General features: G+C 58.7%; 14 protein-coding genes. 8 read left to right on the forward strand and 6 right to left on the reverse strand.

The window, feature by feature from the left end; all coding sequences use genetic code 11:
• Positions 1-6: 6 nt before the first annotated feature.
• Positions 7-1,518 (forward strand): lipopolysaccharide biosynthesis protein, encoded by a 1,512-nt coding sequence (locus NKJ28_RS13145; protein WP_352635876.1) that lies wholly within the window; start codon positions 7-9, stop codon positions 1,516-1,518.
• Between the two features lie 149 nt (positions 1,519-1,667).
• On the opposite strand, the gene NKJ28_RS13150 is transcribed toward NKJ28_RS13145, so the two are convergent.
• Entirely contained in the window at positions 1,668-2,780 is a 1,113-nt protein-coding gene (locus NKJ28_RS13150) for an NAD-dependent epimerase (RefSeq protein ID WP_352576395.1), read from the reverse strand.
• 245 nt (positions 2,781-3,025) lie between these two features.
• On the reverse strand, positions 3,026-3,736 hold the full coding sequence (locus NKJ28_RS13155; RefSeq protein WP_023675616.1) for a helix-turn-helix transcriptional regulator: 711 nt from the start codon (positions 3,734-3,736) through the stop codon (positions 3,026-3,028).
• A 286-nt stretch (positions 3,737-4,022) separates the two neighbouring features.
• On the opposite strand from NKJ28_RS13155, the gene NKJ28_RS13160 reads away from it, so the two are divergent.
• Positions 4,023-5,762: a PAS domain S-box protein gene (locus NKJ28_RS13160; protein ID WP_023675617.1), complete on the forward strand. Its 1,740-nt coding sequence runs from the start codon at positions 4,023-4,025 to the stop codon at positions 5,760-5,762.
• Between the two features lie 183 nt (positions 5,763-5,945).
• Here NKJ28_RS13160 and NKJ28_RS13165 read toward each other — a convergent pair whose 3' ends face one another.
• Positions 5,946-6,623: a LuxR C-terminal-related transcriptional regulator gene (locus NKJ28_RS13165; RefSeq protein ID WP_023675618.1), complete on the reverse strand. Its 678-nt coding sequence runs from the start codon at positions 6,621-6,623 to the stop codon at positions 5,946-5,948.
• Between the two features lie 511 nt (positions 6,624-7,134).
• On the opposite strand from NKJ28_RS13165, the gene NKJ28_RS13170 reads away from it, so the two are divergent.
• The 5 genes from NKJ28_RS13170 (at position 7,135) to NKJ28_RS13190 (ending at position 12,135) form a co-directional block, all read left to right on the forward strand.
• Positions 7,135-7,857, forward strand: a complete 723-nt coding sequence (locus tag NKJ28_RS13170; RefSeq protein ID WP_023675619.1) for a nucleotidyltransferase family protein — start codon at positions 7,135-7,137, stop codon at positions 7,855-7,857.
• Positions 7,858-7,904: 47 nt separating this feature from the next.
• Positions 7,905-9,041, forward strand: a complete 1,137-nt coding sequence (locus NKJ28_RS13175) for a DegT/DnrJ/EryC1/StrS family aminotransferase (protein ID WP_023675620.1) — start codon at positions 7,905-7,907, stop codon at positions 9,039-9,041.
• Entirely contained in the window at positions 9,038-9,712 is a 675-nt protein-coding gene (locus tag NKJ28_RS13180) for a sugar transferase (RefSeq protein WP_023675621.1), read from the forward strand. Before NKJ28_RS13175 ends, NKJ28_RS13180 begins: the two co-directional genes overlap by 4 nt.
• Before the next feature lie 74 nt (positions 9,713-9,786).
• Complete coding sequence (locus NKJ28_RS13185; protein WP_352635879.1) at positions 9,787-10,791, forward strand: SDR family NAD(P)-dependent oxidoreductase; 1,005 nt, start codon at positions 9,787-9,789, stop codon at positions 10,789-10,791.
• An 81-nt stretch (positions 10,792-10,872) separates the two neighbouring features.
• Positions 10,873-12,135, forward strand: coding sequence for a polysaccharide biosynthesis/export family protein (locus tag NKJ28_RS13190; protein ID WP_352455325.1), 1,263 nt, complete (start codon positions 10,873-10,875; stop codon positions 12,133-12,135).
• Positions 12,136-12,159: 24 nt separating this feature from the next.
• Here the strand turns inward: NKJ28_RS13190 and NKJ28_RS13195 are convergent, their stop codons facing one another.
• Complete coding sequence (locus NKJ28_RS13195) at positions 12,160-13,458, reverse strand: HlyD family type I secretion periplasmic adaptor subunit (protein WP_352455326.1); 1,299 nt, start codon at positions 13,456-13,458, stop codon at positions 12,160-12,162.
• A gap of 242 nt (positions 13,459-13,700) precedes the next feature.
• Complete coding sequence (locus tag NKJ28_RS13200; protein ID WP_352635881.1) at positions 13,701-15,452, reverse strand: type I secretion system permease/ATPase; 1,752 nt, start codon at positions 15,450-15,452, stop codon at positions 13,701-13,703.
• 404 nt (positions 15,453-15,856) lie between these two features.
• Here NKJ28_RS13200 and NKJ28_RS13205 point away from each other — a divergent pair, with 404 nt between their 5' ends.
• Positions 15,857-16,549, forward strand: coding sequence for a N5-glutamine methyltransferase family protein (locus NKJ28_RS13205; RefSeq protein WP_023675627.1), 693 nt, complete (start codon positions 15,857-15,859; stop codon positions 16,547-16,549).
• A gap of 99 nt (positions 16,550-16,648) precedes the next feature.
• On the opposite strand, the gene NKJ28_RS13210 is transcribed toward NKJ28_RS13205, so the two are convergent.
• A complete protein-coding gene (locus NKJ28_RS13210; RefSeq protein WP_023675628.1) occupies positions 16,649-16,915 on the reverse strand; it encodes an acyl carrier protein in 267 nt (88 codons plus the stop codon).
• Positions 16,916-16,965 lie beyond the last annotated feature (50 nt).

Raw genomic sequence — 16,965 nt, forward strand, 5'->3', positions numbered from 1 at the left:
AAGATAATGTCGACGATCTCGCAGTCCGGAGCAGGGTCCGCGGCCAAAGGCGATCAAGGCGATGAAATGCGCGACGCCGGCGCAAAAGACATCGACGATTTCAGCGATCCGAAGCTCGCCCGCTTCCCTGCGGCCTCCGTTGCTCCAACGAATATGGTTTTGCCGCACAAGGAGGACACGGGCCGGGGTCTCGGCTATGCCAGCATCTTCGCTCTTTTGGTCTATATCGGGGGTGCGGGCTTGACCAGCTTGGCGCAGTTATTGATTGCGCGCATCGTTGGCTCCACCAGCTATGGCATCTACTCCTATGTTCTGGCCTGGACCTCGGTGCTTGCCTATCTTGCAACGCTTGGTTTCCATGTATCCTTGTTGCGTTTCGTCTCCGCCTACAGTGCCAAAGGGCGGCTTGACCTGGTACACGGCGTAATCAGGTTTGCTCTGCAGAGGTCGCTGGCGGCGGCGACACTATTCGGCATCGTTGGCGCCGCCTTGATCTTTTTCTTTTCAGATCCTTCTCACAAGGAGCTTCAAATCAGCCAGCTGCTAGGCATGGCAGCAGTGCCTTTGGTCACCGCCTACGCTTTGGGCGCAACACTTGTTCGTGCTTTCGGCGGCGGTGTCTCGGCCCTCCTGCCGGAACGCATAGTGCGCGACGGCCTCTTGTTGACGTTGCTGGGAATGGCGGGCTTATCCGGATCATGGACCCCCAACGCACCCTTGGTGATGCAGGCGGTGCTGGCAAGTTCAGCCATCACGGTCGGCCTGGTGTTCGTCATGGCGACAAAATTTCAGCCGCCTGGCTTGCGGCAGGTTCAGCCAGGCGACGAGTCGCGGGAATGGTGGTCCGCGGTTCCGCCAATGATGCTCATGGCTGGGCTCGATGTTTTCATCAGCCGGGCCGGAGTCATGGTGCTGGGCTGGACGCATCACATTCGCGAAGCAGGCATTTTCGCATTGGGATTGAACGTCGCCTTGCTTGTGAGCCTTTCCCTGGTTGCCGTCTCTACGATGTTTGCGCCGACAGCGGCTGCCCTTCATGCCCGAGGCGATCGGCTGGCTCTGCAGCAGCTGTTTTCACGGGCCGCCCTACTTTCCTCTGGTGGGGCTCTAACGATGGCCATCCCGATGCTTGCGATTATTGAACCTCTGTTGAACTGGTTCGGCGGGGATTTCAGTACCGCGGCACCCGTCGCGCGGATACTCATTCTCGGATATGTCTTTGTCGCGCTGTGCGGACCCCAGATGCTCCTCTTGATGATGACCGGAAACGAATGGGCGGCAGCCGCAACCATGATCGTCGGCGCTGCGGCCAGTATCACAGGCTGTGCCACAGGAATTGCGCTCTACGGCGCGCCGGGCGCCGCAGTGGGCCTCGCGCTTGCGTTGGCGATTTGGAATGTGGCGATGTCGATCTACATCAGCAAACGGCTGAAAATTATCCCTGGGCTGATCTTTGCGCTAACATCGTTCAGAACACACGCAGTCGAAGGCCAGCGGCGACATTGGTTCCTGCGCTGATTTGAGACCGTCGCGCCCCGATACGCGACGGCATCAGCGTTCAGGAATTTCGAGTCCAGGGTTGTGTCGGATAGAGGCTGGCGAGTGCGGCTTTGTGGCCGACGCGTTACGCGCCGAGAGGCAGATCATCGCCCGACAGGGCCCGCGGCCTACACGGTGGCCTCATTCACCAACGTCTGTTGCCGTACGCTGGCCGCGGCATCCGTTCCATGAAAGTCCCGGTACCATTCGACAAAGCGTCGCACTCCGTCCTCTAGCGGTGTTGCCGGGGCGAAGCCGACGGCCTGGCGAAGATCGCTGACGTCGGCGCGCGTCTCCAGAACGTCGCCAGGCGGCAACGGCACATCCACGCGAACTGCCCGGCTGCCAAGAGCGGTCTCGATGATCGAAATCAGCCGGTTGATCTCCTCGGGCCGGTCGTTGCCGATATTGTAGACGCGATACGGCGCGGAACTTGTGGCAGGGTCGGCGGTGCAAGGGTCCCAATTCGGATCCGGCTGCGGCGGTGTAGCAAGTGCTCGAACCACGCCCTCAGCGATATCGTCGATATAGGTGAAATCTCGCCACACGCGGCCGGCATTGGCTACTTCAATTGGTTTGCTCTCGACGATCGCGCGCGTGAACAAGTAGACGGCCATGTCGGGCCTGCCCCAAGGGCCATAAACGGTGAAGAAGCGCAGTCCGGTCACGGGCAGGCCGAACAAATGGCTGTATGAATGCGCCATGAATTCATTCGAACGCTTGGTGGCGGCGTAGAAGCTGACGGGATGATCGGCGCCGTGATTTTCGGAAAACGGTATGGTTCGATTCAAGCCGTAGACGGAGCTCGAAGAGGCGTAGACGAGATGACCGACGCCATGATGCCGGCAGCCCTCAAGGACGTTGAGAAACGCCACTATATTCGATTGCACATAGGCGTGCGGGTCAACAAGTGAATGACGCACGCCGGCCTGAGCCGCGAGATGGACAAGGTGTGAGGGGCGAACGTTTGAAAACAGCAACTGAACGCGCGCGGCATCCGCCAGATCCATTCGTACCGGCGTGAACTTCGCCTCGCTACAGAGGCGTGCAAACCGCGCTTCCTTGAGCCGCAGATCGTAATAGGGCGTGAAATTGTCGACGCCCACGACTTTGACACCAAGACGCAAAAGCCGTGAGGCCACGTGAAAACCAATGAAGCCTGCGGCGCCGGTGACGACGATCGGTCCTGTCCGTGCAAGTTTCTTCACCGCGCGGTCCGAACGGGATCGAGCGATTTCCATCTTCTCCGCTGCGGCAAGGACAGAATCGCTGCATAGATCGTTGTCCACTTGTCGCCTTTCGAAATCCGTTCGACAGTACCGAATAGCCGGTCCGGGATTGCGGCTTCCGATATTTACGCTGGCGCATCGAACCTAGTGGAGTGCGCAATGCGGTGCACGACCTGCCAAGTCATGACACACCAGCTTGCGCAGTTTGAATCCCGGGCGGCTGCCGACGTCCGGCGATTGGATCTAAGTGGCCGGCCTTACGGCAGGACCGAAATACGCCCAAGAAGGGCCACCAGTTCCGCCTGGCGTTTTGTTTCGGTCTTGGCGAACAGCGAGGCAAGCTGGGAACGGATCGTGGTGCGGCTGAGACGCCAGCTGCGAGCGATCTCCAAAGGTGCGTCGCCCTGGGCCAAGCGCAAGGCGAGGTGCGTTTCTGCGCTCGTCAAGCCAAACATTCTTTGCAGCGTCCGAGGATTTGGCCCCGACCTGTTGTCGCGATCCAGCAGCGCCACAATGCTCGTTCCGTCGGGAGCGATAACGCCGTTCTCGTTCAGTATCACCGGTCGGTCGCCCCTGCTGCGGATCACCACCCAAGACAACGAGCCCGGCAGGAATTGGCCCGGAACATTCGCGATCAGCCGCCTTAGGGCGGCCGTAAGTCCGCTCGCCGTGTCGGCCGCTTCGCCCTGGCGCTCAAGCGTGGTTTGGGCGGCTGCGTTCCACTCGACTACTTTTCTTTCGCGATTCAGCACGAGATAGCCACAGCCAATGCGATCAAGCACGCCGGTTATGGATTCCAGACTGCGGCCTTTTGGTTCGGCGAACCTTGCGTCCAATGGATCCGATGCGCGATCGGGAAGGTGACCAGAAGAGGGCCGCGTATTCCGCGCTTCAAAATCATACTTGGTCCTCGTAACAATGTACCGATTGCTCGAAGAAGCATCGACCTGTCTATCGATCAGATTCATTTTCTACCCCTAACCCAAAGTTTCACACGCCCGAAATAAGTATTCGGGATTCATGTAGTCTTCTATGTGTAGCTGGATTCTAGTCTTCTATGCGCTGACGGATAATACGTTCATCACCACCTTGAAAACTTAATATGATCCGACAGTTCTAAGGCAGCTCTTAGGCCCCGCTGCGTCCGATAAAATGCGCGCTATGATAGCGGTATGGCAATCCGGCAGTGGTACTAAGCTGTACGTTTTTTGCTCTAGTCTCGACGGGCTAGTCAGAAGGTTGTAGTCTGTGTCCATGAGCTCGCAGTCGCGCAGGTCGAATTCGAACCCGTCGGGCAGATTGCTAACTCATATTGCCTCTGCATCGGTGTTAGCTGCCACACTGATATTTGAAATAAAATCGTCAGCCTATATTGGGCAAGGCGCCAGTTTTCTGGAATTTATTCCGGCTATTATTATTATCGCCTATCTCGAAGACCGCGTACCGGCGCTCGCTGCGACCATTCTGATGGTGGCTGTCGGGCTGTGGGCACGAGGACACGATCAGATTTCAAGTGGAGATTGGGCACGCGCAATCCTGCTTCTGGTTTCGGGTGGCGTGATTGCCATGACCTTCCATCGTCTGCGGCAGGACTTGCGTGAGTTGCTGGAAGTCGCGGAGGCCAGGCTCGCTGCCGTCGAGGCGACCGAAAGCCGCTATCGTTGGGCCTTCGAACGTGCTGCCATGGGATTCGCGAACACCAACAAGAAAGGTGAGTTGCTGCAGTCCAACAGACGCCTTTGTGAGATGACCGGGTACAAGGAGGAGGAGCTTGCCCAACTGCAGCTCGATACGCTCGCCCATCCGAACGACCGGGATACCTTGGCGCAATTGCTGGCGAGGCTGGGCAATGACATTTCTTCGTTCGTTTCGGAGGTGCGTCTGTCACGAAAGGACGGTACGGCATTCTGGGCCAGGCTAACGCTTTCTTCGTCCGTGCCCGAGGGTGGCCTCTCGGAGAGCATCTTCGTGGTGGTCGACGATATTTCGGAACGACGCGCTGTTCACGAAGCGCTTCGGGCCCAGAAGGAATGGCTGGACCTCGCTCTGTCTGCTGGACGCTTGGCCACGTGGCGCATAGACCTTAAAGGCGGGATAGTCACGGGCTCGGACACGTTCTGGGACATTCTCGGCCTGGCCCAGGCCAATAGCCGCAGTTTGGAGGAGCTGTCAGCTGTCGTTCATCCGGCGGACTGGCCAAAGCTGGCGGCATCGAGAAAGGCCGCACCATCGGTCACGAATTACGATGTTGAGATACGCGTCCGCCGACCGGACGGACATATCCGCTGGGTTGCGCTGCGCGGAAGGGAGGAAAGACATGATGATGGTGGACAGCGGCTTGGAGTGGCTGCCGACCTGAGCGAGAGACGACAAACCACGCTGCTGCGCGCCGCGGCAAAGAAGCGGGAGCGCATCATGCTCGAACAGCGTCACAGATTCGGCAACGTTTTCGCGGTGATCACGGCGCTCGTGAAAATGGTCGATGTTCCCGGAAACAACGTCGCCAAATACAAGGAAATGCTGATCGACCGGATACGCGCGCTCGAGGCAACCCATCTGCTTCTTTCACGCAACGGCAGCGTATCGGGGGCGATAAACGATCTCGTTGCGCAAGAATTGCACCCATATATTGGAACACGTGCGATATCGGTCAGCGGTCCTTCCGTGGCGATGTCGGGAGGCGCCGCCGAGAGTTTTGCAATGATCGTTCACGAGCTTGCCACCAATTCCATGAAATATGGAGCGCTTGCCGATCCAAAAGGCCGGATCGACGTAAGCTGGACGTTCGCACCTGAAGAAACAGGCAGCGATATCGTGTTCGAGTGGGTGGAATCGGGGCGGCGTAGGACCTCAAGCGTAGTCCGTCATGGCTTCGGTTCCATGATAATCGGAGTGGATGGAGCGCCGCTTGTCGGTCACTCTCCCAGGCTGGAAATATCGGACCAAGGGTTGCGGTATTCGCTGCGGCTGTCACGCAAGGAAATCGGATTGTAGTGCAGTGCTCCAATCGGAAAGCAGATATCTAAAGGCGGGTCGCGCTGAGCGGCCTTTGAGATGCGCAGGGTTCCTTCCAAGAATGTCGTCGGCCCAAAGCTGCGCCGCGGCTTTGGGATATGCAGTAAAATGCATGAGGAGTCTTGGGACGCCGTTTGCACGTCCAAAAGGACGCGCGGCGCTCTAGCTGGCATGTCTCGAAAGCCAAGTCTTCAGCATAACGGCAGCCTCGGTCCGATTGCGTACCCCCAATTCACGCAGAACCGCAGCAGCGTGGATTTTCGTGGTCGCCTCTGCGATTTCCAGATCGCGCGCAATTTCCTTGTTTGAATAGCCTTCCGCCATCAGCTTGAGGACTTCCTTTTGCCTCGAAGTCAGCCTGCCAAGGTTGACGCCAGCGGTACGCCTCTGTGGGCCTTTGTCGTCGGAATGGGTATGCGCGTGGGTTGTTTGCGTCGCTCCCGGGCGTGACAGAAGTGCAGGAACATAGATGCGGCCGGAGAGGATTTCATTGACGGCCAAAACAACCTCTTCGTCCGTCTGCGATTTTACGATGTAGCCGTGAAGCCCGATCGACAGAGCCGTGAGTATTTCCGAGCGTGAATCGTTTCCGGAAACGATCGCAAATCGCGTGTCCGGATAGGCAGACAGGATCCCGCCGAGCACTTCTTGATTGAACAGGCCCGGCATATTCAGATCCAGGATCGCAAGATCCACGAACGACTGCTCTGCCAGCAAACTGAGCACCGCGTCGAAACAGGACGCTTCAAAGATCTCCACACCTGGAATGCCTGCGGTCAGTGCCAATCGCAAGCCGCGACGATACAAGCCGTGATCGTCGGCGATGACGATTCGATACATTGAACTACCCCAACGCCTATCTGAATGGATTGAACGGTAATGGCCTGAAAGTCGTGGCCATCATCTCGTCGATTCATCCAGCCGACGCTGCGGCACCCCCAACACCGCAAACGCCAGATTTCTAATATAATCTTAAATGACGGGAAACGCTCCTCTTTTTTTGCCCCTTGTGAGCGAAACCCGCCGAACGTCGTCGAACATACGTTCTGACCTTTTGGACAGCTGACAGACCGGCCGGTCGTTCAGCAGTGCTATAGGTCTAAAGATATAGAACAGCAAAACGGCTGAATTGTTACCATTCGAATGCACGACGACATCCACCCTGACGGCCACATACCATCCAGATGCAATGTCCGGATCAGGGGACAGTGGAGAAATCTCACCGGTCTTCTACGGGAAATCTCACCGGTTCTTCTGAGGGGACAAGAACGCGTTTCCCGGGTGCTGACCAGGGCAGGATAGCCGGCCCGTGACGATAGCGTTCAGGCCGAATGAACAAGGGAGGACCAGGATGAAAGCGGTTATTCAATGTGGAGGAATGGGAACACGCCTCCGCCCCTTCACTTCGGTCTTGCCGAAGCCGCTCATGCCGATCGGCGCACGGCCGGTTCTCGAGATGCTTCTGAAATGGTTGCGACGCAACGGCATTCAGGAAGTTTATATTACAACCGGATATCTCGGCCACTTGATCCGCACCGTGTGTGGAGATGGCTCGCAGTGGAACCTGAAAATTCGATATACGCAGGAGATGGAGCCGCTTGGCACCATCGGGCCACTGTCTTTGATCAGGGATGAACTGACGGAGCCATTCATCGTTCTCAATGGCGATGTCCTCACGGATCTAAGCCTTAGTCGATTTGTAGCAGCGCACCGTAAGCACACCGATCCAGTGACGATCGCAACAGCCTGTCGCCTGATCAAGATGGATTTCGGCGTCATCGACGAAGTCGACAATACCGTGCAGGTCTTTCGCGAGAAGCCGACGCTTTCGCATCTGGTCAGCATGGGAATTTACTGCATGAACCCGGATGTTCTGCAGTTTATCCCATCCGGCATACCCTTTGGGTTCGACGACCTGATGCTGCAGATGATGCAGAACGGCACAACCGTGCACGTGTACAAACATGAGGGTCTCTGGCTCGATATCGGGCGCGTCGACGATTTTCAGAACGCACAGACCATTTCCTGGGAAGACCAGTCGGCCTCGATCGAGGTCACTGCGACGGCTGCATGATGAAGTCACGAGCCCGGTTCCCACAGTTATCAGTCTAGGAGGTTGTGATGCTCTTGGTCAGTGCCCCGATCTTGGGTGTGCCGGAGAAGACTGCTTTGACCAAGGTCATCGACAGCGGCTGGCTGACCATGGGGGAGCAGGTACGAGCCTTCGAACAAGCTTTTGCCGACGTTCATGATGCGGAGGATTGCGTCGCGGTCAGTTCTTGCACCGCAGCGCTTCATCTCATTTTGCACGCACTTGGCATCGGACCGGGCGACGAGGTGCTGGTGCCATCCTTGACGTTCGTGGCGACCGCAAATGCGGTCCTCTATGTCGGTGCGACGCCGGTTTTCGTCGACATCGAGTCAGCCGACGTGCCGCTGATGTCGATCGTGGAAGCCGAAGCGAAATGCACGGCCCGCACCAAGGCAATCATTCTCGTTCATTTCGCCGGCTACCTCGCCGATCGGGAACAATGGCAGAGGCTCGCCCGTGCCCGGGGGCTGCACATCGTCGAGGACGCGGCGCATGCGCCGGGCTTGAAGGAGGTGGGGACATTTGGTGCCGCAGCCGCCTTCAGCTTCTACGGCAACAAGAACATGACCACGGCGGAAGGCGGGGCTGTGATCGCCAGGGATGCCGGTCTGCTCGAGACAATCCGCCAGGCGCGTGGACATGGGATGACCACCGGGACGCGTCAAAGGCTGAACAGCCGCACCCCTCAGTATGATGTCACCATGCTCGGATTCAACTATCGCATGGATGAATTGCGGGCTGCGATCGGACTGGTCCAGCTGCAAAATCTGCAGGAGTGGAATGAGATCAGGCGTATCCTGGTCATGCTGTATCGCCGTCTCATAGCGAAGCATTGCCCGGCCGTGACCATCCCGTTCCACGAGCCGCGGACGTCGGCCTACCACATCATGCCTATCCTTTTGCCACGTTACGCCGACAGGCAAGACGTCATCGACGCACTGCGCGGGCAAGGGATACAAACCACTATCCACTACCCGCCGGTGCACCAGATGACGCTCTATCGTGAGCTCATTCCCGGTACTCACTTACCGCGCACTGAAGATTTCGCGCAGCGCGAACTGACTGTACCGCTGCATCCGCAGATCACCGCGCCATTGGTCGAATCGGTAGTCGTCGCTCTTGCCGCGGCGGTCAATAATTGCGCTCAGACAGGAACAGCCGCATGAATGCCCTGGACCTAGCCATTCACCGGTCTAACGTCTCGAGCGCCGCCCATGGGTCTGCGAGACGAGCAATCGATCTCGTCATTGCTGCAGCCGCGGCGATCGTCTTCGCCCCGCTGATGCTGCTGATTGCCGTGGCGCTGCTGCTGGAAGGCGGGCGGCCCATCTTCTTCACACAGACCCGCGTCGGGGCCGGTGCTCGCCCATTCCGCATGTACAAGTTCCGCAAGTTCAGCGTTCAATGCGACCCCGGTGGCTTGGCTCTGACCATGGCCGATGACAGCCGCATGACGCCGATAGGACGGTTCCTCGCCGTCACCAAGTTCGACGAACTGCCACAGCTTTGGAACGTCTTCAGAGGCGAGATGGCAATCATCGGGCCACGCCCGGAGAGCCTTGCCTTCGCCGATTGTTTTCGCGGGGGCTTCGAAGACGTTTTACAATACAAGCCAGGCTTGCTGGGTCCAGCCCAGGTTCTCTTCCGGCATGAAGCCCGTTTCTATCCGCGATCGGTGGACCCGCTACTGTTCTATCGCCAGGTTCTGTTTCCTGCCAAAGCCAGGCTCGACCTTTCCTATTATCCGCAGCGCACGATCGGCTCCGATGTTGTGTGGATGGTGCGCGGCTTGCTGGCGGTGCTTGGCGTGGTTTCGCCGCCGCCGATTGGACCTTGAGAGCAGGTGGGACATCCGCGCTCTCGTGGATTTGCAAAGTCAGTGCCTCACGTCATAGGGGGAACGCTTGGGTCATGGCATACAAGGGCAGGAAAGTTCTGGTTACGGGTGCCGACGGGTTCATCGGTTCTCATCTCACCGAAGCACTCGTCCGCGGCGGCGCCGACGTCACCGCGCTGGCACTCTACAATTCCTTCGACAGCCACGGCTGGCTGGACGATTTGCCCGACACCATACGACGCCAGTTGAATCTCGTCCGCGGCGATGTTCGCGACAGCGCGTTCCTTAACCGGATCGTGCGTGGCCAGGCGGTCGTGTTTCATCTCGCCGCACTGATAGCTATCCCGTATTCGTATGCCGCTGCCCAGTCCTATGTGGAGACCAACATCCTGGGCACGGTCAACGTTCTCGAAGCGGCGCGCCAATGGGAGACGGAGCGTGTAGTGCACACTTCGACAAGCGAGGTTTACGGCACCGCGCTGACAATGCCTATCAGCGAATCCCACCCGTTGCAGGGACAGTCACCATATTCGGCATCCAAGATCGGCGCGGACATGATGGCGGAGTCCTACGCCAGATCGTTCGACATCCCCGTGGTCATCATGCGGCCCTTCAATACGTACGGCCCGCGCCAGAGTGAGCGGGCCATCGTACCGACCATTATACGCCAGGCTCTCGACAAAAAATGCCCGGCGATCATGGTGGGAGACACAAGCCCGATCCGCGATCTTACTTTCGTGGAAGACACCGCGGCGGCGTTTTTGACCGCAGGTTCGGCCGAGCTCGAATTTGGCCATGCCTACAACGCCGGAAGCCAGCGCGCTGTGACGATCTCGGACATATTGGATCTGGTGATCGAGTTGAGTGGCTGCAAGAAACCAATTCACCGCGACGAGCGCCGCCTGCGGCCGCAGAATTCCGAGGTGCGTGCCTTGCTGGCCGATTCTTCGCTCCTCGAAAGCAAGACTGGATGGCGTGCCCAGACCAGCCTGCGCGAAGGCTTGGAGCGGACCATCGGATGGTGGCAAGGGCGCCTCAGCGAAGGCCGGGTGCGACACGAAATGGGTTACATGACATGAGCTTTCGCCCGGGAGGATTGGCTCCGCTGTTGATTGCGGCCGCGGTATCGCCGGATTCGAGCCAGAAGGAGATTGTCGCCCATGGTCCTCGTTGATCGAATCCTTATTGTCGTGCTCGGCATGCTGGCTGCCATGGATACGGCTGCTGCAGCGGAACCGCGGGTCGCCTATCGACTTTCTGCCGGCGACACCGTCGAGATTGGAATTGCCTCCATCCCGGAGCGAACGCAACGTGCGGTGGTCCAGATGGACGGCACGATCGCGCTTCCCGAAGTCGGTATGGTTTCGGTGGGCGGCTTAACTCCGGCTGAACTGCAAACGCGCATGCAGACGATCTTGCCGACCAAGATATTCCACCAGCGTCTGCCTGATGGGCGGGAGCAAATGATCGTCATCAAGCCGACAGACGTGACCGCTGTGGTTGCGGAGTACAGACCGATCTATGTGACCGGCGACGTGCTCACTCCCGGACAGCAGGCCTACCGCCCGCTGATGACCGTGCGGCAGGCGATTGCGGTGTCAGGCGGTTTCAGCCTTTTGCGGTCCCGGGCAAACCAGGTTGGCCCAGATCCGGTGGATCTGCGGCGCGATTACGAGTCGCTTTGGGGGGAATATACGAGAGATTATTTTCATAGCGCCCGCATCCGCGCCGAACTTCAGGACAAACCGACTTTCGACATGCAGCCACCACAAGGATCTCCCTTGCCGGCAAGTTTTGCGTCGGCGATCGCGCAGGCTGAAGCGGAAGGGCTGAAGCTCTCGTTGGACAACTTCCAGCAAGAGCAGGGCTTTCTGGATAAAAGCGGCAAGGATGCCGCCGCACAAACCGAGACCTTGCTCAAACGCGAGCAGGCCGAAGCGGATGGGGTGAAGGCGGACGAAGACGATCTGGCGCGCGTAAGGAAAGCGTTTGAGTCCGGAAATCTCACCAACAACCGGCTCGCCGACGTTCGGCGCGCTTTGGTTCTCTCTTCCAGCCGGGCACTCGAAACGTCGGTTGAGCTTATGAGAGCACGACGTCAGCAGGACGATTTTGCCAGACAGCACGAACGCAATGACAACCAAAGAAGGATGGGTCTGCTGATCGAGTTGAAGGATACCAACGTGCGCCTTGCCGACGTTAGCGCAAGGCTTCGCGCCGCCAGCCAAAAGTTGCAGCCCACGGGAGCTGCCGCACTGCCGTTGCCGGTTGCCGGCGAAAAGGTCCAGGCCGAGGTCACGATCATTCGCAAGGTCGGCGAAGAATGGCGAAAACAGCTTGCCCAAGAAGACACCGAGGTCATGCCGGGAGACACGATCGAGGTCAGATTCAGCAGCGCTCTCGAAAATGCGGCGACCCGATAGATCGGGGCGCGTTTCGCAACCGCTTTACTGCCTGAAGGCCCTGGAAAACTGGTCGGTAAGGGGCTTCATCAAGTAGGACCAGACACTGCGCTCGTCGGTTCTTATGTGGACTTCGGCGGGCATGCCCGGTTTGAGTATTTTCTCTCCTGTCAGGCACGTCGCTTCATTCTCGACGTCGATGCGCGCCGAAAAAAAGGAAAGCTGGCGTTGCTGATCCTTGATCAGATCCGCTGAGACGCGCTTGACCGAGCCTTCGCAAGCAGGTGTGGTGCCGGCGTCGAACGCTGGAAAGCGGATCGACACCTGCTGTCCGGGATGAATCTCATCGATACGCGACGGAGGAATGGAAGCGTCGACGACAAGGTTGTCGGAATCGGGCACAATCATCATGAGCACCTCTCCTGCGCCAATCACGCCTCCTACGGTATGGACCGAGGATTCTTGTACTGTGCCCGATTGCGGGGCACGAATGTCTGTCCTGCTGAGTTCGTCTTCGGCCACCACCTTGCGCTCACTGAGCTCGGTCTGCTTGGCTTCCGTTTCGCGAAGTTCGTTGGTCACGTCGCTCCGCATTTGTTCGTCGAGCTGAAGCACCTGCAGGTCCGTTTCACTGATGTGAGCTTGTACCTCTGCTATCGCTGCGACAAGGCGTCCCGATTCGCCGCGAGCCCGGGTCTTGTCCAGGCTGACATTGCTCAACCTCTCCTTGGACACCAACTTCTTTGCGTAGAGAGATGCGACATCCGCAAGGTTCTTGGTCAGCAGATCCAGAGACTCGTCCGTTGCAGACTGCTGCGATTTGAGGCCATCGATCTGACGTTCCAGCTGCTTCGCGCGGCTTTGTAATTGTGCCTTCTGGCCAGCCAGCGCCGCAGCACGGCTTTCAAACAAGGCACGCTCGCCACTGACAAGTGCCACCACTTGCGGGTCGCCCATTTGAGCGCGAAGGTCGGGCGGGATCTGCATTTCCGGCAGACCCTGGCGCTCGGCCTCCAGTCGGGCCAGACGAATGGTGGCGCGATTGAGGTCCTCGGTGATTATCTGCAGGTTTGCTCGGGTCAATGTGTTGTCCAGCCTGACCAACACATCGCCGGCCTTCACATGATCGCCGTCCTGCGCGAAGATTCCGCCGATGGTGCCGCCGGTTTGATGCTGGACTTTTTTAATGTTGCTTTCGACCACCACGGTTGCGGGCGCAATCACCGCGCCGGCAATCTTGGTCAATCCCAACCAGAGCCCTCCGCCAAAGATCAACAGCAAGCTGGTTGCCAGGCCCAAGAGCAGATTGGCCCGGATGCCATCCGGCTCTGGCTTCGTCTCCAACGAACGGCTTTCGCCACCGGCTGCGACGTATGACGACACGGCAACAGCAGAGCGATACCTCGCATATGTCCGGCTGCACCTTTGTGCGGCGGAACGACAATGTGCTGCTAGGCTCCGGACCAGAGTACCCCAGGGTAGATTGGCTCGAATCCCATCCGGCTCCGGCTTCTCCCCGGTCGGCTGGCCTTCGCCGCCAACCGCAGCATATGACGACATGGTCACGTTAGACACTAAGCAATACCTCACGCATGCCCGCTTGCACCGTGCTGCAGCGGAACGACAATGTTTGGCTTGTCCGGGCGCGGGAAGGGCCGGATCACATTTGCCAGAACGTCTTCGCGCGAGCCGAACGAATGGAGCATCCCGTTCGACAGGACGAGTACCTGATCGATGTTGACGAGAGCGGAGGGGCGATGCGCAACGACGATCACGATACCGCCGCGCTGACGCACTGCCAGGATTGCGCCGGCCAAAGCAGCATCACCGTCTGCATCCAGATTGGAATTTGGTTCGTCAAGAACGACGAGGAATGGATCGCCGTAAAGTGCCCTGGCAAGCCCGACGAGCTGCCTCTGCCCAGCCGAAAGGGCCGCGCCGCCTTCTCCGATGCGTGTTTGAAAACCCTGCGGAAGACGCATGATCATCTTGTCCACGCCCGCAGCCTTGGCAGCTGCCAGCACGCCTTTTGCGTCGCGCTTGCCGCCGAACCTCGAAATGTTGTCGGCGATCGTCCCGTCGAACAGCTCAACGTCCTGCGGAAGGTAGCCAATATGAATGCCGAGCAGTTCTGAATTCCACTGATCGAGCGAGGCGCCGTCCAATCTTACCGTGCCACGAAGCGGCTTCCATGCCCCGACCAAAGCGCGCACGAGCGTGGTCTTGCCGGAGCCGCTCGGGCCGACGACCGCCAACCCTGCGCCTCTCGCCAAGCGGAAGCTTACATTGAAGATGGTGGGCTTCTGCAGGCTTGGTGGCGCGACGGTCAATTCCTCGACCGCAAGCTCAGCCTTCGGGCCGGGCAGTTCCATTGGCTCTTGCTGGCTATCAAAAGCATCCAGGGCTGCCGACAGTTCGGTATAGCTTTTGCGGGTTGCCAGAAACCCTCTCCAGTTTGCGATCGCCACATCGACCGGCGCCAGCGAGCGGCCCAGCAATATGGACGATGCAATGATCACGCCAGGCGAGGCCTCGCCGCCGATCACAAGATAGGCACCAAGCCCTAGCACACATGATTGCAGGGCCATTCGGAGCGTCTTCGACAGTGAGCTTGCTGCGCCGACGACGTCGGAGAGCCGTTCCTGGTTCTTCAGATAAAGATGACTGATCTCGTTCCAGCGCCGGCTAAGCGGGGCGGAAAGGCCCATCGCCTGAACAACCTCTGCGTTGCGGCGGCCGGAGTCGGCCAGAAGCCGCTGCGCTACGAGTGTCTCAGATGCACGAGCCGCAGGTTTGCGGCCGATGATCTCGGCAACCACCGTCAAAAACACAACGGCACATGCGCCGAGCGTTGCCAGCACGCCAAGCGCGGGGTGCAGCAGATAGATGACCACCATATAAAATGGTATCCAGGGAGCGTCGAATAAGACTGTCGGCCCGAGCCCGGAAAGAAAGCCACGTAGCTGGTCCAGATCACGAAGCGGGTGTACCCGGTTCGCATCCGGCCCGGCGACGAGGGGCAGGGAAAGCGAGGCTGCGAACGCTTTTTGCTGCAGATTTCTATGCAGGCGGCTGCCGATGCGGACCAACAGGCGAAGCCTCACGAAATCGAGGAGCCCATAGGCCGCGTAAAGTCCCAGCATCCCGACTGTAAATCCGACAAGAGTCGGCACGCTCTGCGAAGGCAGCACGCGGTCATAGACCTGGAGCATGTAGACGGAGCCGGTCAAGGCGAGGATATTTATCAATGCCGAGAAAATGCCTACGCCGACGAGGCCGTGCACACAGCCGAACATTGCGGAGCGGAGATCGAGCGAGCGCCCTTTGGTCGACTTCATGATGTGCGCTCGTTGACGCGAAATTGCCGCGCAATCTCGTCGATTCTTTCGATGAGGGACAAACTTTAACCTTCCGGGAAGCAGCAGCCCCGCCCCGCTGCTGAACATTACGAATTGCTTACATACGTGCCTTCTTTGATTAAAATGTAGCAAAATCGTGACGCCAGGCTGAGAATTCGGCAACTGGCTCGCCAGGCTGGGGATAACCGGGTCGGGTAAGGAGATATTCCTAATCATGACACGGCGCAGAAGCTTATGGTCATCTTTGTAGCATCAAGGCTTCAAAGCGTCTGGGGAGGGATCGGTTTTGATTTTGTCGATCGAGAGTTAAACGGTTTTGAGATACACTTCATCGGTACGCAATTGTCGGCCACCAACGCCGGCTAAATCGGGAGGCGAGTGTCGTGAGCGAAGAGATCAACGTTGCCGATGCCTACGGCAGGGGGCGCAGCACCTTCATGGGATTGCAGTTGCTGGTCTCGCCCGGTGCGCTTGTTCCTCGGCCGGAAACGGAACTGCTCGGCAAGGCCGCTCTCGATGTCCTGAGCCAACTGAACCTGCCGGTGCCTCGCGTTGTCGACATGTGCTGTGGGGCGGGCAATCTGGCGTGCGCCATCGCGCACCACGCTCCCACCGCGCGCGTGTGGGCAAGCGATCTTACCGACGGATGCGTGGAGGTCGCGCGCCGCAACGTCACCCATCTTGAAATCGAGGACCGGGTAACGGTGCTTCAGGGCGACTTGTTCAGCGCCTTCTCAGGCTTGGAGCTCGATGGCACGATCGACGTGATCGTTTGCAACCCGCCCTACATTTCGGAAAAACGGCTCGAGGGCGACCGTTCGCATCTGGTCGAGCTCGAGCCGCGTGAAGCATTCGCAGCCGGCCCCTACGGCCTGAGCATCCACATGCGGGTGCTCAAGGAGGCGCCGCGCTATTTGCGGCGCGGAGGCATCCTGCTTTTCGAGGTGGGGCTTGGCCAGGACCGGCAGGTCATGAGTTTGCTCGAGCGTTCCAAGGCCTATTCGAGTATCCGGGCAGTCACCAACCAGGCCGGTGAGGGCAGGGTGGTTGTGGGACATACGAGGGCGCAGGCGTAAGCATCGCAGCCGCGGCAGGTAGACGCGCTGTCGCGGCTAGAAACGGCCGGGAAGTTGAAACAGAGTTGCGCGAGATTTCGGCGATCAGTTTCTCTTGCGTCAGTTTCTCTTGCGCATGACGTATTGCGCAATTCCCTCGATGGAATCGAGATTCTCCGGCAGCAGCTCGCTGTCTTCGACCGTGATGCCGAAGGTCTCCTCGATGAAGCCGATAACCTCGAGCACACCCGTCGAGTCCACGATGCCCTGGTCGAGTAGCGAGGTGTCGCTCTCCAGGCTCTCGGGATCGGCTATATAGAAATTCGAAGCCAGGAAAGCGCGAATTTGTTCGCTGCAGGTATCGGTTCTATCCTTGGTAGATAACATTGATTTCGCCTCCGGTACAAAAGATGAATGCTGATCAACTTCGCCCTGGT

It is taken from the genome of Mesorhizobium sp. M0145, from assembly GCF_040322355.1.
In the GTDB taxonomy this organism is placed as follows: Bacteria; Pseudomonadota; Alphaproteobacteria; order Rhizobiales; family Rhizobiaceae; genus Mesorhizobium.

What these genes read in the sequence shown, in the direction of transcription:
- NKJ28_RS13210 (WP_023675628.1), bottom strand. Translation starts at nt 16,915, where the DNA reads ATGTTATCTACCAAGGATAGAACCGATACCTGCAGCGAACAAATTCGC.
- NKJ28_RS13170 (WP_023675619.1), top strand. Translation starts at nt 7,135, where the DNA reads ATGAAAGCGGTTATTCAATGTGGAGGAATGGGAACACGCCTCCGCCCC.
- NKJ28_RS13145 (WP_352635876.1), top strand. Translation starts at nt 7, where the DNA reads ATGTCGACGATCTCGCAGTCCGGAGCAGGGTCCGCGGCCAAAGGCGAT.
- NKJ28_RS13150 (WP_352576395.1), bottom strand. Translation starts at nt 2,780, where the DNA reads ATGGAAATCGCTCGATCCCGTTCGGACCGCGCGGTGAAGAAACTTGCA.
- NKJ28_RS13200 (WP_352635881.1), bottom strand. Translation starts at nt 15,452, where the DNA reads ATGAAGTCGACCAAAGGGCGCTCGCTCGATCTCCGCTCCGCAATGTTC.
- NKJ28_RS13190 (WP_352455325.1), top strand. Translation starts at nt 10,873, where the DNA reads ATGGTCCTCGTTGATCGAATCCTTATTGTCGTGCTCGGCATGCTGGCT.
- NKJ28_RS13155 (WP_023675616.1), bottom strand. Translation starts at nt 3,736, where the DNA reads ATGAATCTGATCGATAGACAGGTCGATGCTTCTTCGAGCAATCGGTAC.
- NKJ28_RS13185 (WP_352635879.1), top strand. Translation starts at nt 9,787, where the DNA reads ATGGCATACAAGGGCAGGAAAGTTCTGGTTACGGGTGCCGACGGGTTC.
- NKJ28_RS13180 (WP_023675621.1), top strand. Translation starts at nt 9,038, where the DNA reads ATGAATGCCCTGGACCTAGCCATTCACCGGTCTAACGTCTCGAGCGCC.
- NKJ28_RS13175 (WP_023675620.1), top strand. Translation starts at nt 7,905, where the DNA reads ATGCTCTTGGTCAGTGCCCCGATCTTGGGTGTGCCGGAGAAGACTGCT.
- NKJ28_RS13160 (WP_023675617.1), top strand. Translation starts at nt 4,023, where the DNA reads ATGAGCTCGCAGTCGCGCAGGTCGAATTCGAACCCGTCGGGCAGATTG.
- NKJ28_RS13165 (WP_023675618.1), bottom strand. Translation starts at nt 6,623, where the DNA reads ATGTATCGAATCGTCATCGCCGACGATCACGGCTTGTATCGTCGCGGC.